The 13489-nt window shown below is 60.7% G+C and carries 12 protein-coding genes; 11 read left to right on the plus strand and 1 reads right to left on the minus strand.

Features of this window, described 5'->3' with window-relative positions:
- Positions 1 to 5 precede the first annotated feature (5 nt).
- Entirely contained in the window at positions 6 to 254 is a 249-nt protein-coding gene (locus tag P9255_RS10430; protein ID WP_309789452.1) for an adhesin, read from the minus strand.
- A gap of 339 nt (positions 255 to 593) precedes the next feature.
- Here P9255_RS10430 and P9255_RS10435 point away from each other — a divergent pair, with 339 nt between their 5' ends.
- The 11 genes from P9255_RS10435 to P9255_RS10485 all read left to right on the plus strand — a co-directional run bounded on the left by P9255_RS10435 (position 594) and on the right by P9255_RS10485 (position 13397).
- Entirely contained in the window at positions 594 to 2126 is a 1533-nt protein-coding gene (locus tag P9255_RS10435) for an NADH-quinone oxidoreductase subunit M (protein WP_309789453.1), read from the plus strand.
- Positions 2127 to 2727: 601 nt separating this feature from the next.
- Complete coding sequence (locus tag P9255_RS10440; protein WP_309767921.1) at positions 2728 to 4017, plus strand: glycine betaine/L-proline ABC transporter ATP-binding protein; 1290 nt, start codon at positions 2728 to 2730, stop codon at positions 4015 to 4017.
- Complete coding sequence (locus tag P9255_RS10445; protein ID WP_309767920.1) at positions 4014 to 4904, plus strand: proline/glycine betaine ABC transporter permease; 891 nt, start codon at positions 4014 to 4016, stop codon at positions 4902 to 4904. The genes P9255_RS10440 and P9255_RS10445 overlap by 4 nt, the downstream gene beginning before the upstream one ends.
- 75 nt (positions 4905 to 4979) lie before the next feature.
- Complete coding sequence (locus P9255_RS10450) at positions 4980 to 5855, plus strand: glycine betaine ABC transporter substrate-binding protein (RefSeq protein ID WP_309767919.1); 876 nt, start codon at positions 4980 to 4982, stop codon at positions 5853 to 5855.
- 83 nt (positions 5856 to 5938) lie between these two features.
- A complete protein-coding gene (glyA, locus tag P9255_RS10455; protein ID WP_309767918.1) occupies positions 5939 to 7234 on the plus strand; it encodes a serine hydroxymethyltransferase in 1296 nt (431 codons plus the stop codon).
- A gap of 57 nt (positions 7235 to 7291) precedes the next feature.
- A complete protein-coding gene (locus P9255_RS10460; RefSeq protein ID WP_309767917.1) occupies positions 7292 to 8179 on the plus strand; it encodes a dihydrodipicolinate synthase family protein in 888 nt (295 codons plus the stop codon).
- Between the two features lie 12 nt (positions 8180 to 8191).
- Positions 8192 to 9523 (plus strand): FAD-binding oxidoreductase, encoded by a 1332-nt coding sequence (locus tag P9255_RS10465; RefSeq protein ID WP_309767916.1) that lies wholly within the window; start codon positions 8192 to 8194, stop codon positions 9521 to 9523.
- 16 nt (positions 9524 to 9539) lie between these two features.
- Positions 9540 to 11036 carry an aldehyde dehydrogenase gene (locus P9255_RS10470; protein ID WP_309767915.1) on the plus strand — a complete coding sequence of 499 codons (1497 nt, stop codon included), beginning with the start codon at positions 9540 to 9542 and terminating at the stop codon, positions 11034 to 11036.
- 20 nt (positions 11037 to 11056) lie between these two features.
- Positions 11057 to 11824 (plus strand): pyrroline-5-carboxylate reductase, encoded by a 768-nt coding sequence (locus tag P9255_RS10475; protein ID WP_309789454.1) that lies wholly within the window; start codon positions 11057 to 11059, stop codon positions 11822 to 11824.
- A 160-nt stretch (positions 11825 to 11984) separates the two neighbouring features.
- Complete coding sequence (locus P9255_RS10480; RefSeq protein ID WP_309767911.1) at positions 11985 to 12989, plus strand: LysR substrate-binding domain-containing protein; 1005 nt, start codon at positions 11985 to 11987, stop codon at positions 12987 to 12989.
- Between the two features lie 114 nt (positions 12990 to 13103).
- Positions 13104 to 13397 (plus strand): cupin domain-containing protein, encoded by a 294-nt coding sequence (locus P9255_RS10485; protein ID WP_309767909.1) that lies wholly within the window; start codon positions 13104 to 13106, stop codon positions 13395 to 13397.
- Positions 13398 to 13489: the final 92 nt, after the last annotated feature.

The following is a 13489-nucleotide window of genomic DNA, read 5'->3' on the forward strand; positions in this document are numbered from 1 at the left end:
ACGCCTCAGCGCGCGGCTTGCCAAACGGCCGCGCGCGCGCCGCCCGTCACCAGACATTGCGACCGGAACGCCGCGCCCTGGCTGTTCGCGGCGGCGTGACTGAAGCCTTGGTCGAGCGCATCCAGCCGGACTTGCTCGGCGCCCCGCACGCACGCCGAGGCGTCGAGGTCGCGCGCCTGAGCGTGCAGCATGGCGCGATCCGCCACGAGGTAAGCGACGATCGCGAAGACGACGGCGTTGAATAGTTTCTTCATTCTTGTCTCCTTCCCGCTAGGCTAAGCGGCCATCGGGCCGGCGCAAATCAGGGCAAGCCCCGAGCGAAACGAACGATCGGTGGCCGCCTTTATCGATCCGCGCGCGTTTGTCAATGCCGCCACACGCAATGAACTTGATCCCCGCCAATTCCCCGAAAAGTTTTTCTTTGAGTTATTCTCGTTAACCCTAGCAAAAACGTAGCTTTCAATCGGTTGCGTTCCGGGCTTCGGATCACCCGCGCAACTGTTCCGCCCGTCAGCTCATCGTCAACCTCGCCGTCCCGGCGCGTCCCCAAGCGGCGTGCGGGAGGCGTTTTGCGCTTCGAACCGTTCAAATCTATGCATCTGCCGTCAGTACTCAGTTTTCTCATCTGGATTCCAGTGGTGTCGGGCATCTTCGTGTTCACGTTCGGTCCGTCGGCCACGCTGTCGCGCGCGGTCGCGTTGTTCGGGGCGGTGCTCGGGCTGCTGCCGGTCGTGCCGCTGCTCGCGCGCTTCGATGCGTCCTCGAGCGCCATTCAGCTCGCCGAGCGCGTCAACTGGCTGCCGCAGTTCGGTATCGCCTACCACCTGGGCGTCGACGGCATTTCGCTGTGGTTCTCCGTGCTGACCGCGGTGACGACGCTGATCGTCTTCGTCGCGTCATGGCGCAGCGTCACGAAACAGGTCGCCCAGTATTACGGGGCATTTCTCGTGCTGTCGGGCTGCATGCAGGGCGTATTTCTCGCGCTCGACGGCATGCTGTTCTTCGTCTTTTTCGAAGCGACGCTGATTCCGCTGTATCTGCTGATCGGAACCTGGGGCTCAGAGCGTCGCGTGTATGCGGCGATGCGCTTTTTCTTCATTTCCCTCTTCGGCTCGCTCGCGATGCTGGCCGCGCTCGTGTATCTCTGGAGCCAGTCGCACACGTTCGATATCGACGCATGGCGTCATTTGAAGATCGGCTTCGCGCCGCAACTGGCCGTCTTCGTGTGCTTCATGGCCGCCTTCTCGGTCAAGGTGCCGATGTGGCCGGTCCATACGTGGCTGCCCGACGTGAACGCCGAAGGTCCGACCGGCGCGGCCGTGCTGCTCGGCATGCTGAAGATCGGCGGCTACGGCATGCTGCGCTACGTGCTGCCGATCGTTCCCGATGCATCGCACTTCTTCGCGCCCGCGATGATCGCGCTCGCGCTCGTCGCCGTCATCTACGGCAGCCTCGTCGCGCTCGCGCAGACGGACATGCGCAAGCTGCTCGCGTATTCGGCAGTCGCGCACATGGGGCTCGTCACCCTCGGCCTCTTCACGTTCGATCCGCTGGGCACCGAGGGCGCGGTCGTGCAGATGCTGTCGTACGGCGTGGTTTCCGGTGCGATGCTGCTGTGTACCGGCGTGCTCGTCGACCGCACGCGCAGCGGTTCGATCGACGCTTACGGCGGCGTCGTCAACACGATGCCGAAGTTCGCCACCTACGCGATGCTCTTTTCCATGGCGAACGTCGGCTTGCCGGGCACGTCCGGTTTCGTCGGCGAATTCCTTGTGCTGATGGGCGCGATCCGCTTCAACTTCTGGGTCGGTGCGATTGCCGCGTTGTCGCTCATTTTGAGCGCGGCCTATACCTTGTGGATGGTCAAGCGCGTGTTGTTCGGCGCCGTCAGGAACGAGCGCGTCGCGATGCTCAAGGACATCGGCAAGCGCGAGTTCGCCGTGCTCGGCGCGATGGCGGTGCTCGTGCTGGCGATCGGCGTCCATCCGAAGACTTTCACCGATGCCATCGGGCCTTCGGTCGAGGCTGTCGTATCGGCCGCGCAGGCATCGTCGCTGCCGGCCGACGACAACGCGCCTTCTTACGACGCGCATGGCGTCGAAGGTGTGAAGCGTCTGCCGGGCTAAAAACGACAGGCACTTGCTGCAAGACGGCCTCGGCGCGAGAGTTGCACGCCGGGGCCGTTTCTCTTTGCGACGGCTCATCGCGGCGCCGCCTCGCAAGACAATTCTTTAGCGACAAGCCGGCTAAGGACAATCCCTTAGTCGGCCGCTTAAGGACATTCCCTAAGTTCACCGCTTTGCGCGTGAAGCATCGACCGCAACGGTCGGTGGCGCCGGGTATCTGTCATCGCCCGCCAAGCCCCGCTGCACAACGTCTCCAGCCATTCGGCCCTGACGTGGTGCGTCTGCACGCCTCCATTCCCTCTAAAGCAGCATTACCAAAAGTAGGGCATATGGCCTAGGAAATGTTAGTGGGCGTTTGTAATTGACTTGATACGCTTTGACCCGTGCATGAACGAACCGATGACAAGCACTGACGAATCAGACGCTTTGATTTGCAGGCGATAACAAACACTGTGTGCGATTCGCATGCGCCACATTGAACGATTACAGCCGTTTGGTAACAGGGCATAGAGCCGGATAGCAGGACCTGAGCGATGCGCTCGACGCGGGCCGCGCCGGACAGTGTGCTGCCGGATTCGTTGACTATCAGTCGGAACAAAAGATGACACCCAACTTGACCCTTGCGCCGGAGCACCTGGCACACGTTAGTGTTCCTGAGCATTCGGCCGCCGCTTCGAGCCGTGAAGCCGGCGTTGCAGCCGGAGCGGAGATTCTGCAAGTCAGGAACCTCTCCAAGATCTTTGGCCAGAAGCCCGAGCGCGCGCTCGACATGATGCGGCAGGGCCGCGGACGCAACGAAATCTTCGAACTCACCGGCAACATGGTCGCCGTGGACGATGTGAGTCTCAGCGTACGCGCCGGCGAAATCTTCGTCATCATGGGACTGTCCGGATCGGGCAAGTCAACGCTGGTTCGCCTCCTGAACCGGCTGATCGAGCCGACATCGGGCAGCGTGATTCTGGAAGGCCGCGATATCGCACCGATGTCCACCATCGAATTGCGCGAAGTGCGGCGTCAGAAGATGTCGATGGTGTTTCAGTCCTTCGCGCTGCTTCCGAACCGTTCGGTGCTCGACAACATCGCTTACGGGCTGGAAGTGTCGGGTCAGAAAAAAGCCGAACGTTACGAGACCGCGCGCGCGGCGCTTCAGCGCGTCGGACTCGGTTCATACGAAAAGCTGTTGCCGAGTGAACTCTCGGGCGGGATGCAGCAACGCGTGGGCCTCGCGCGGGCGCTCGCTGTCAATCCGTCCGTGCTTCTCATGGATGAGGCGTTCTCGGCGCTCGACCCGCTCATCCGCTTCGAAATGCAGAACGAGTTGCTCCGTTTGCAGAAAGAAGAGCAGCGCACGATCGTTTTCATCTCGCACGATATCGAAGAGGCGATCAAGATCGGCGGCCGGATCGGCATCATGAAAGACGGCCGCCTGATTCAGGTCGGCACGCCTGCCGAACTGATCCAGACGCCCGCCGACGATTATGTGCGGGACTTCTTCCGCAACGTGGACGTCTCGCGCTTTCTGACTGCGTCGAGCCTGATGGAAAAGCCGGAGAAGGGCGTGTTCGCTTGCGACATGGGCGCTTCGGCGGAACGCTATCTCACCGACATGATCGACTCGAACGTCGATTGCGGATACGTCTGCGACCAGGCCGGCCGATTCGTCGGCTGCGTGACGCTGGACCGGCTGCACAAGGCAGGCAACCGCACTGTGCGCGATGCGTTGCATCCCGACTTGCATGCGGTGCAATCGGAAGCCGACCTGCACGAACTCGCTGAAGTGGCGCTCGGCCGCGAGTACGACGTTCCCGTCGTGGACGGGGACGGCAAGCTCGCCGGCGTCGTCTCGTGTCGGACCATCCTCAGGCAAGTGTTGGAGCGGAGAGCAGCATGAACTCGTCATCATCGATTTTCGGTAAGTTCGCGGAAGACCTCGTCAACTTTCTCTTTCAGCATTTTCGCGGCGGTTTCGACGCCTTTTCTTCGGTCCTCGGCGCATTCGTGAAGCTGCTCGAAGATGGACTGGCCGCTGTGCCGTTCGTCGCCATGCTCGTGCTTCTCATGGCGCTCGCGCTCTGGCGTCGCGGCGTGTTCTTCGCGGCGTTCGTCGGCGTCGCGCTGTACGTCATCAATTACATGGGGCTGTGGGCGCAGACCGTATCGACACTTGCGCTCGTTGTGGCCGCTACGTTTTTCAGTCTCGTCATCGGCGTGCCGTTGGGCATCTGGGGCGCGCGCAACCGGCGAGTCGAAGTGGTCCTGCGTTCGCTGCTCGACTTCATGCAGACGATGCCCGCATTCGTCTACCTTATCCCCGCCGTCATTCTGTTCGGCCTCGGCCGTGTGCCTGCGGTGATCGCCACCATCGTCTTCGCGATGCCGCCCGTCGTGCGACTGACGACGCTCGGCATCAAGCAGGTGCGCGAAGAACTGCTCGAAGCGGGGCGCGCGTTCGGCAGCACGGATGCGCAGTTGCTGTGGAAGATTCAGCTTCCGAACGCGTTGCCGTCGATCATGGCCGGCGTGAATCAGACGATCATGATGGCGCTGTCGATGGTCGTCGTCGCCTCGATGATCGGCGCGGGCGGGCTCGGCGAGTACGTGTTGAGCGGCATTCAGCGCCTCGATATCGGTATCGGCTTCGAAGGCGGGCTGGGTGTCGTGCTGCTGGCCATCGTGCTCGACCGCCTGACCGAGAGCTTCGGCGTCAAGTCGAAGAAGAAGCCGCGCAAGTCGGCGAAGTCCCTGAAGCAAGGCGCGAGCGGTGCCGCGCAGACCTGAGCGATGACGCACCGGTAACACCTTACGATCAACCCACGCGATCTAACGACTGTACGAACTATAAAGGAGTGCAAAATGGCGGGCGGCTTCCTCAAAGGATTCCTGGCAAGAACTGCATTGGCTGTGACGTTCGGTGTGACGGCGGTATCGGCGGGCGCTGCGGAGCCCGTCAAGATCGCCGTGACGAACTGGGCGGACGTGCTCGCGGTGGCGAACGTCGCGAAGTACGTGCTCGAGACGAAGCTGCAACAGCCGGTCAAGCTGGTGCAGGCCGACATCGGCATTCAGTATCAGGGCGTCGCGCGCGGCGATCTCGACATCATGGTCGGCGGATGGCTGCCGGTGACGCATGCGAACTACTACTCGCGCTACAAGAACGACATGTCGGACACCGGGATCATTTATTCGGGCGGCAAGAACGGCTGGGCGGTGCCGGACTATATCCCCGAAAGCGAGCTCGGTTCCATCGCCGACCTGAACAAGCCCGAGGTCAAGAGCAAGCTCAATGGAACCATCCAGGGCATCGAGCCGGGCGGCGGACTGATGCAGGCGTCGGAGAAGGCGATCAAGGAATACAACCTGTCCGGCTACAAGCTGCAGTCGTCGAGTGAAGCCGGCATGCTCGCCTCCATCTCGCGTGCATACCAGTCGAAGAACTGGGTGGTCACGACGGTCTGGAGCCCGCACTGGCTGTGGCAGAAATGGAAGATGCGCTATCTGAAGGACCCGAAGGGCGCGCTCGGCGGCGAAGAGCAGGTGCACGGCTTCGCATCGAAGCAGTTCGCGACGAAGTTTCCCCGCGCCGATGTCTTCTTTCGCCACTTCAAGCTGACGCTGGCGGACGTGGAGTCCATCGAATTCGAAGGCAACACGACCAACGACTGGCCCGGCGCCGCGAAGAAGTTCGTCGAGGCGCACCCGGAAAAAGTAAAAGCGTGGCTCGAGCAGTGAGAGCCGCAGGCGCTTTCTTCGACCGATGCATCCACGAAGAAAGCGCTGCCATGTCTTGTCAGGAAGGTGTCGGAGTCGCATACATGAATCAAACAGCACGCTTTTTCGCGGAGACGCTTCAGGACCGCGATCCGGTCATTGCCTCGGAAATTACGCTCGAGACGCGCCGCCAGCAGACGCAGATCGAGTTGATTGCGTCGGAGAATATCGTCTCGGCAGCGGTCATGCAGGCTCAAGGGACGGTGTTGACCAATAAGTATGCCGAAGGATATCCGTCGCGTCGGTATTACGGCGGATGCGATCACGTGGATCGCATCGAATCGCTTGCCATCGATCGCGTCAAGGCGCTTTTCGACGCCGAATTCGCGAACGTGCAACCGCATTCCGGCGCGCAGGCCAACGGCGCGGTGATGCTCGCGCTGCTCGAGCCCGGCGACACGGTGATGGGCATGGCGCTCGATGCGGGCGGTCACCTCACGCACGGCGCACGTCCCGCGTTGTCGGGGAAATGGTTCAACGCGGTGCAATACGGTGTGAGTCCCGATAGCTATCGCATCGACTTCGAACAAGTCCGGCGCCTGGCCGAGGAGCATCGCCCGAAGATGATCATCGCGGGTTACTCGGCTTATCCGAGGGCGCTCGATTTCGCGAAGTTCCGCGAGATCGCCGATAGCGTCGGCGCATTGCTGATGGTCGACATGGTGCATATTGCGGGCATCGTCGCGGCGGGGCGTCACGAGAATCCGATCCGCTTTGCGGACGTGGTGACGTCGACGACGCACAAGACGTTGCGAGGCCCGCGCGGCGGCTTCGTGCTGACGAACAACGGCGACATCGCCAAGAAAATCAATTCGGCGGTATTTCCCGGCTTGCAAGGCGGGCCGTTGATGCACGTCATCGCGGGCAAAGCGGTGGCATTCGGCGAGGCGTTACGGCCCGAGTTCAGGACGTACATCGATCAGGTGTTGAACAACGCAGTCGCACTCGGCGACGCTTTGAGCGCAGGCGGCGTGCGTCTCGTCACGGGCGGAACGGACAACCATCTGCTGCTCGTCGATCTTCGCACGAAAGGTCTCACCGGCACCCAAGCCGAGAAAGCGCTGGAACGCGCGGGCATCACCTGCAACAAGAACGGCATTCCATTCGATACCGAGAACCCGACGGTGACATCCGGCATTCGTCTCGGTACGCCAGCCGGCACGACGCGCGGATTCGGACCGAGAGAGTTCGAGCTGGTCGGCGAGATGATTCTCGAAGTGCTGAATGCGCTCGAAAGCGATCCGCAGGGCAACGACGCCGTCGAACGTTCAGTGCGCAGCCGCGTACGCGATCTTTGCAGCCAGTTCCCGATTTACTCGCCGGCCGACGCGCTCGTCTGAGTCGAGTGCCGCATCGCCCTTAACCGAAAGTTCATAACCGCATCGAGAGAGAACACGATGGTCAGCTTCGAAGGAGTTCATGCACCGCTCGTCACGCCATTCACTGCGGACGGCGAAATCGATCATGCGCTGCTCGCAAGGCACGCGAAAGGACTCGTGGGCCGGCTAAGCGGCCTGGGTGTCGGTGGCACGACGGGCGAGTATTACGCGCTGACGCTGGACGAACGCGTGAAGACGTATCACACGGTCGTCGATGCAGTAGGCGGCAAGACGGTGCTCTCAGCAGGCATCAATGCGACGACGACAAAGGACGTGATCCACCTTGGTCTTGCTGCGAAACAGGCGGGCATGTCGGCGCTGCTGATGGCCACGCCTTACTACGCACAGCCGACGCAGGAAGAGCTTCTGTCGCACTTCCTGAAGGTCGATGACGCCGTCGATCTTCCGGTCATGCTCTATAACTTCCCCGCGCGAACAGGCACGGAAATCAGCGACGCGGTCCTGGAAAAGCTGCTCGAACGCCCGAATTTTCAGGCAATGAAAGAAAGCACGGGCGACATCGGGCATTTGCACCATCTCGCAACTCACTTCAAGGATCGACTCGTCCTCAGTTGCGGCATGGACGATCAGGCGCTCGAATTCTTCGCGTGGGGCGCCAAGAGCTGGGTGGGCGCTGCGGCGAATTTCATTCCCGAATCGCACGTCGAGTTGCTTGAAGCATGCACGCAAGGCGACTTCGTCAAAGGGCGCCAATTGATGGGCGCATTGCTGCCGGTGCTCGAACTGCTCGAGCGCAGCGGCAAATTCATTCAGTACGTGCGATACGGCTGCGAACTGGCTGGCCTGCCCGTCGGGAATGCGCGCGCGCCGCTCGGCACGCTGACGGACGAAGAGCGCAAGGCATTCGCATCCGTCGTTCAACCCTTGCTGCGCAACGCACAGTAACTCGTGAATCGTATGAGCTCCAAACTGGACTTCGGGCGCGTACCAACCCCCGACGGCGTGAATGGCTGGTGGGAGAGTCTTCCGCCCCCCGCCCAAGCGGCGAAAGTCGCCTCAAACCTTCAGTTCGATTGGGTCGTGATCGGAGGAGGCATTACGGGACTCTGCGCGGCCCGGCGTCTTGCGGAGCTTAGTCCCGATTCATCGATTGCACTGGTCGAGGCTGACCGGATAGGACGCGGAACAGCGGGGCGCAACTCGGGCTTTTTCGTGGACCTTCCGCACGATATCAGCAGCGAAAGCTATTCGCGCAGCGTCGAAGCCGATAAGGCCGACATACGCTTGCAGCGTCATGGTATCGACTATGTGCGGTCCGCCGTCATCGAACACAAGATCGATTGCGACTGGCGCGATGACGGCAAGTATCACGCCGCCGTCAACAAGCACGGCAAGGCGGCGCTCGAGCACTTTGCGAAGGGACTGGAAACCATCGGTGAAAACTTCGAACGGCTCGATGAAGCAGCGATCCAGTCAGTGACTGGCAGCGGCTTCTATAAGGCCGCGATTCTTACGCCGGGATGCAGCACGGTGCAGCCTGCCGCGCTGATGCGTGGACTCGCCGCTGCACTGCCCGACAACGTCAGGATATTCGAGCTAAGTGCAGTCAAAGGCATCGATTCCGGCGCGGGCGTGAAGACGCTTACGTTCGCTGAAGGAAAAATCGTCGCAAGGCAAGTGATTCTCTGCACGAACTCTTACGCTGCGACGTTCGGAAAGGACGCCAATGGCTTGCTGCCGGTGTACACCTTTGCATCCATGACGCGTGTGATGAATCGCGAGGAAGTCGCGCGGCTCGGCGGCCTGCCGTCGTGGGCGCTGATTCCGGCAGACCCTGTCGGGTCGACGGTGCGCAGGCTGATCACCGATCGTATCTGTGTGCGCAATCACTTCGCTTTCCGGCCGGGCGTAACTATTTCGGATGCCGATATAAGTAAAGCGAAGGCAATGCACCAGCGATCCTTCGACCGGCGGTTCCCGATGTTGAAGGACGTCGAATTCGAGTACACGTGGGGCGGCGCATTATGTTTGTCGGCCAATAGCGGATCGCTTTTCGGAAAGCGCGACGACGGTGTTTTCCAGTCGATCGGCTGCAACGGGCTCGGACTCAGTCGCGGCTCGTCGGCCGGAAAGCTGATCGCGGAATATGCGCTAGGCCAGTCGAACGAACTCGTGCAGCAAGTCCTGAAGCATCCGAGGCCGCGTCCGCTACCGGGCCGGCCGATTTCAGACATCGCTGTATCGACAGCCATTTGGTTCAAGGAACTTTCGGCAGGCGCCGAACTTTGATTTCGCGAGGTCAGACATGAGCACATACGAAGAATGGAAACAGATGGCGGCGAACGCATCGCTCGATGGCCTTGCGTTCATCGGCGGCAAGCGTTGCGCGGCGGCATCGGAAGCGACGTTCGAAACGTTGAATCCCGCGACGGGCAAAGTACTGACGAAGATTGCCCGATGCGAGCAGGCCGACGTGGACCGCGCGGTGATCGCGGCGCGCGAGGCTTTTGAAAGCGGGGTCTGGTCCAGGGCCGCGCCGTCGCATCGAAAGGCAGTCTTGTTGCGGCTCGCGCAACTCATCGACGATAACGCCGAGGAGCTCGCGCTGCTCGAGGCGCTCGAAGCGGGGAAGCCCGTTAGCGAGTGCATGGGCCTCGACATTCCCGAATCGGCAGCGTGCATCCGTTGGCATGCCGAAGTAACGGACAAGCGCTATGACGCACTGTCGCCCTCGGGCGCGGGTGTCGTGAGCATGATCACGCGCGAGCCCATCGGCGTCGTGGCGGGCGTGTTGCCGTGGAATTTTCCGGCGCTCATGCTTGCGTGGAAAATCGGCCCGGCGCTATCGGTCGGCAATAGCGTGATCATCAAGCCTGCAGAACAGACATCGCTTTCCACGCTGAGAATTGCGGATCTCGCTGCTGAAGCGGGGCTGCCGGCAGGGGTGTTCAGTGTGGTCACGGGCTTCGGCGAAGGCGCAGGCCAGGCGCTGGGCCTTCATCCGGATGTCGATCTCGTCGCCTTCACGGGTTCGACAGAGACGGGCAAGCGATTTCTTCGCTATTCGGCTGATTCGAATCTGAAGCGCGTCGTGCTCGAATGCGGCGGCAAGAATCCGCAGGTCGTCTTGCCCGATGTCGCCAATCTCGACCCCGTCGCGGAAAACGCGGTTGCCGCTGCATTCTGGAACATGGGCGAGAACTGCAGCGCGGGCTCGCGGATCATCGTTGCATCCAGCAAGAAAGCCGAATTGCTGGAGAAAGTGCTTGCAGTTCTTGACGGCTGGAAGACCGGTGATCCGCTCGACCCCGATGTCAAACTCGGTGCGCTCATTGAATCCGGCCACTACGACAAGGTGCTTTCTCACATCGAGAAGGCAAAGAAGGAAGGCGCAAACCTCGTGTGCGGCGGGAGGGCGGTTCAGAGCGAATCGGGCGGCTGGTTCGTCGAGCCGACGATCTTCGACAAAGTCACGCCAGAGATGAGCATCGCACGCGAAGAAGTGTTCGGGCCGGTGCTTTGCATCATCGAATACGACGATGTCGAAGACGCGGTGCGCATCGCCAACGACACATGCTATGGCCTCGCCGCGTCGCTCTGGACGGACAACGTCAATCACGCGCACAAAATCGCTGCGCGGATTCGAGCGGGCACGGTCACGGTGAATTGCTTCGGCGAGGGGGATTTGTCGACGCCGTTCGGCGGATTCAAGCAATCCGGATTCGGCGGGCGGGACAAGTCGGTTTATGCACACGACCAATACTGCGAACTCAAGACCACCTGGATCAAGCTTGAAGACTAGCCGAAAGGATGAACAAGAAGATGCGAATCGGATTCATTGGATCAGGCGGGATCACGCGCGCGGTCGTCACGGGTCTTTGTCATGGCGACGCGAAGCATGACATATGGCTCTCGCCTCGCAACGCAGAAGTGTCCGCGCAACTCGCGCAGCTCGACGATCACGTGCGTGTGTGCGAATCGAATCAGCAGGTGGTGGATGCAAGCGATGTCGTGTGCATCGCGGTCGTCCCGGATATTGCCGAAGAGGTGTTGCAGACGCTTACGTTTCGTCCCGGTCAGCTCGTCATCAGTTTCGTGGCGGGCCTGACGGTCAACCGTTTGCAGCGTCGCATGGGCGTCGAGGCAGAGATCGTTCGCGCGATTCCCTTGCCCGCAACGGCGCATCGAAGCGGCAGCACGGTCATCTACCCTCGCAACGCCGAAGCCAAAGCAATATTCGATGCGATCGGCGCGACAGTCGAAGTGACGGAGGAAGCGCAGTACGACCTGTTCTCCGTGGCGACGGCCACGATGTCGACCTACTACGGCTTCGTCGAGGCACAGGCACAGTGGCTTGCGCAGAAAGGCGTTCCTTACGAGGGCGCGCGAACGTTTCTCGCGGGCTATTACTCGGGATTGGCGAAGCTGGCTCAAGTTAGTCACGACTCGTTCGACGAATTGGCGAAGCAATGCACGACCGAGGGAGGCATCAACGAACTGATGCAACGGAAGCTGGAATCCGAGGGCTTCTTCGAGCAGGTCCGGACCGCAATGGACGCCGTTCAGAAGCGACTCATGAACGGTAGATAAGCGGGCGCTTTCGCATTGCTTTATCGGCGCGCGCTTCAGAGCGCGCGCCAGGGAGCGAACTCCCCATAAAAAGAGCTGCGCGGTAAGATAATGAAGGCGCCGACCTGTCGGCACAATCATCGAGCGCTATCGCTCGCCGCGCGACAAGAGGTTTCAGACCATGCAGAAGAAGCAAATCTTCACTGACCGGTTGCTCGCGCAAATGCCATCGCTGCGCGCCCTGAAATGCTTCGTGACCGCAGCGCGTTATGAGAACTTCACGCAGGCGGCCGAGGTGTTGTGCGTCACTCAGGCGGCCATCAGCAGACAAATCAAGGAACTCGAAGACTCGCTCGAAGTCGCGCTGTTCGATCGTTCGGGGAAACATATCGCGCTGACGGAGGCGGGGCGTCTCCTCTACAACGCGTCGTACCTGTCGATCATGAACATTGCGGAGACGGTAGAGACGGTGCGCCGCGCCGGCCGGTCCGCGCTGACCATCTGCGTGTCGCATACGTTTTCGGCATTGTGGCTCACGCCACGATTGCAAGCCTTCAGAAAACAGTTCCCGGATGTGAAGCTGCATGTGATCGTCACCGATCACTTCATGGAATTCGACAGGCTCATCGATCCCGACATCATCATCACGAAGAACCCGCCGCGCGAAGCGGAGTACGAAGTCGAACGCCTGTTTCATGACGTCGTGTACCCGGTCTGTAGCAAGCGCTTTTTCGACGAAGAGTATCGCGGCAGGAAATTGTCCGCGCTGGACTTGCTCGTTCATCCGACGCTTAACTTATCGCCTCTCGGGCGCACGCAAGTGTGCGAACACGTCGACTGGCGTGTATGGCGCAACTGGTTTCAACAAGGCGAATCCGGCGAGCGGCTGATGGAGACGGATCATCTGGAAAGCAATGACTATCGCTTGCTCGTCTCGCAAGCCGAGGAAGGCGAGGGCACTTTGCTTGGATGGCATCACCTCGTGCATCGGCAAGTGCAACAGGGCGTGCTGGTGCGTCCGGTGGAAGAAAGTCTCGTGTTCCGCGATCGTTACCACTATCTCATCACGCACAAGAATGCAGTCGAGCGCCCTGAATACAAGCTATTCCGCACCTGGCTCGTCGGCGAGGTCAAGGACATGATGGCGAGCTGGCGTGAAGACGCGGAAGAACGCGCGATCTCTTGATAAGCCCTTTCTCTTGTAATGCAAACGACGCCTATGACCGTTAAAGACATCGCCTTGGATGAAGCGCCGCCTGGCCGGCGGGTTCACACCGTCGCGGAAGACGCATGGACTCCCATGCTTATCGAGGGAAAGCGGCATCCCGGCTTTTCGATAATTCCCATAGTCGACGATGAAAGCGGCGCATGGACGAGCTACTGGATGCGGCTCGACGCGGGGGCGAGGTCATTGTTCCATACGCATACGTCGACAGAACTGCTGATCGTCATGGACGGTGTCTACACCGATCAGGACGCTACGGACTTCACTGCGGGCCAGGTGGTGACTTTTCCCGCAGGCACGTCGCACTGGTCGTATTCGCGCGAAGGGTGCACGGTGCTCGTCGTGACGAATAGTGAATCGGCGCTATAAGCCGAATGGTTTCCGTAAGGACGGCCGCTTCTGGTGCTTTTTGTCGGATGAATGCGAGGTCACGCACTTAAAGCGTGCGGGCGGTGAGGTAC

Source organism: Caballeronia sp. LZ019 (assembly GCF_031450825.1).
Lineage (GTDB): Bacteria > Pseudomonadota > Gammaproteobacteria > Burkholderiales > Burkholderiaceae > Caballeronia.

Excerpts from the sequence above, each read along its gene's own strand:
- P9255_RS10485 (WP_309767909.1), top strand. The coding sequence starts at position 13,104 with ATGCTTATCGAGGGAAAGCGGCATCCCGGCTTTTCGATAATTCCCATA.
- P9255_RS10470 (WP_309767915.1), top strand. The coding sequence starts at position 9,540 with ATGAGCACATACGAAGAATGGAAACAGATGGCGGCGAACGCATCGCTC.
- P9255_RS10480 (WP_309767911.1), top strand. The coding sequence starts at position 11,985 with ATGCAGAAGAAGCAAATCTTCACTGACCGGTTGCTCGCGCAAATGCCA.
- P9255_RS10435 (WP_309789453.1), top strand. The coding sequence starts at position 594 with ATGCATCTGCCGTCAGTACTCAGTTTTCTCATCTGGATTCCAGTGGTG.
- P9255_RS10445 (WP_309767920.1), top strand. The coding sequence starts at position 4,014 with ATGAACTCGTCATCATCGATTTTCGGTAAGTTCGCGGAAGACCTCGTC.
- P9255_RS10440 (WP_309767921.1), top strand. The coding sequence starts at position 2,728 with ATGACACCCAACTTGACCCTTGCGCCGGAGCACCTGGCACACGTTAGT.
- P9255_RS10450 (WP_309767919.1), top strand. The coding sequence starts at position 4,980 with ATGGCGGGCGGCTTCCTCAAAGGATTCCTGGCAAGAACTGCATTGGCT.
- P9255_RS10460 (WP_309767917.1), top strand. The coding sequence starts at position 7,292 with ATGGTCAGCTTCGAAGGAGTTCATGCACCGCTCGTCACGCCATTCACT.
- P9255_RS10465 (WP_309767916.1), top strand. The coding sequence starts at position 8,192 with ATGAGCTCCAAACTGGACTTCGGGCGCGTACCAACCCCCGACGGCGTG.
- P9255_RS10430 (WP_309789452.1), bottom strand. The coding sequence starts at position 254 with ATGAAGAAACTATTCAACGCCGTCGTCTTCGCGATCGTCGCTTACCTC.
- P9255_RS10475 (WP_309789454.1), top strand. The coding sequence starts at position 11,057 with ATGCGAATCGGATTCATTGGATCAGGCGGGATCACGCGCGCGGTCGTC.
- glyA (WP_309767918.1), top strand. The coding sequence starts at position 5,939 with ATGAATCAAACAGCACGCTTTTTCGCGGAGACGCTTCAGGACCGCGAT.